The sequence below is a fragment of the Mucilaginibacter sp. P2_A5 genome (genome assembly GCF_056404995.1).
This window is the reverse complement of sequence record NZ_JBFUCY010000074.1, coordinates 1-1,439: the sequence shown is the minus strand read 5'-3', so window position 1 is coordinate 1,439 and position 1,439 is coordinate 1. Positions and strand designations below refer to the sequence as shown.

Below are 1,439 nucleotides of genomic sequence, written 5' to 3'. Positions count from 1 at the left end.
GGATCAAGCAGAAATCTTGTGGGGGAATAAAAAAAGTATTTGTTTTGTGGATATAACAATCAACACGAATACTCTTGTCAACTGCATACGAAACCCTCGTCCGTTTAATTTTACCAGAAGGTCTTTTAGAATATTTTGAACTTATGGATGTCCGTTCATCTGAGAGCGGGCAATTGAACATTTACCTGGAAGAAAAGAACCTTGCTCCGTCCGGTTACGATAAATCACAGTTGGAGTCGAAAGGCTTCTTACCGGAGACAGCTATTCAGGACTTTCCTATTCGGGGTCATAAAGTAGCGCTTTGCATTAAAAGGCGCAGATGGGAGGTAAAAGCGAGTGGTGAGATTATCACAAGAGACTGGGATTTAGTAAGAAAAGGTGCACGGATGACAACAGAATTCGGCACTTTTTTAAAAGGTATATTTGGATAATCACCCGATCAGCAGCCATTTATTAGGCCGGTTGTACCAGGTGGATGGCAAGCAACTTGGCCAGCAATATAAAGATCACCTGAGTGATTTCCATACCTGGGGCCAGAAAGATCATGCAGAGGAATGGATGTTATTTGCAGATAACATAGGCCCTTACCTGAGTATAGACGAAACAGCTTTAAGCAACGGAGAACTATATACCATTATTACCAACAAAGAAGCCAAAGGCGGAAAAAAGGCTATCGTGGCTATGATAAAAGGCACGCAGGCCGAACAGATCATGGCTGTACTGGAACGCATACCTGTCCGTAAAAGGAATAAGGTTAAGGAAGTAACGATGGATATGGCGGCTAACATGATCAAAGCTATCCGCAGATGTTTTTCTAATGCTGTGCGGGTTATTGACCGGTTCCATGTACAAAAGCTGGCTTATGACGCGGTTCAGGAAGCCAGGATCAAATATCGCTGGGAAGCATTAGAACAAGAGAGTAAAGCCATAGAGGAGGCTAAAAAGAATAAGCAAAGCCATCAGCCCGAAGTATTTACCAATGGTGATACTTTAAAGCAATTACTGGCCAGGAGCAGATATTTATTATTTAAGCACGCGGCCAAATGGACCGTATCACAAAAAGAAAGAGCAGACCTTCTTTTCCCGAGATATCCTTTATTGTTGAAAGCTTACAACCTATCCATTCGGTTGGGACAGATCTTCACTGTCTGCAAAGACAAGAAGCAGGCCTTCAAAAGACTGGCTATCTGGTATAACAACGTAGAAGAGGCAGGAATTGATGCTTTTAGAACCGTAGCAAGGTCTGTTCAAACTCATTATGAATCTATCTTAAACTTCTTCGATAACAGAAGTACTAACGCTTCGGCAGAATCTTTCAATGCTAAGGTCAAAGCTTTTAGAGCCACTTTAAGAGGCGTTAGAGATACTGCTTTCTTCCTATTCAGACTTGCTAAAATATATGCCTGACTTTTTTATCCCCCAACTTTTCGGACTGATCC

General features: G+C 42.0%; 2 protein-coding genes. Both read left to right on the top strand.

All coding sequences use genetic code 11. From position 1 onward, the window contains the following. The first annotated feature begins 74 nt into the window (after positions 1 to 74). Positions 75 to 431: an ISAon1 family transposase N-terminal region protein gene (locus AC1DXF_RS29380; protein ID WP_477452239.1), complete on the top strand. Its 357-nt coding sequence runs from the start codon at positions 75 to 77 to the stop codon at positions 429 to 431. Then, positions 424 to 1,407 carry an ISAon1 family transposase gene (locus AC1DXF_RS29375; RefSeq protein WP_477452238.1) on the top strand — a complete coding sequence of 328 codons (984 nt, stop codon included), beginning with the start codon at positions 424 to 426 and terminating at the stop codon, positions 1,405 to 1,407. Before AC1DXF_RS29380 ends, AC1DXF_RS29375 begins: the two co-directional genes overlap by 8 nt. Positions 1,408 to 1,439: the final 32 nt, after the last annotated feature.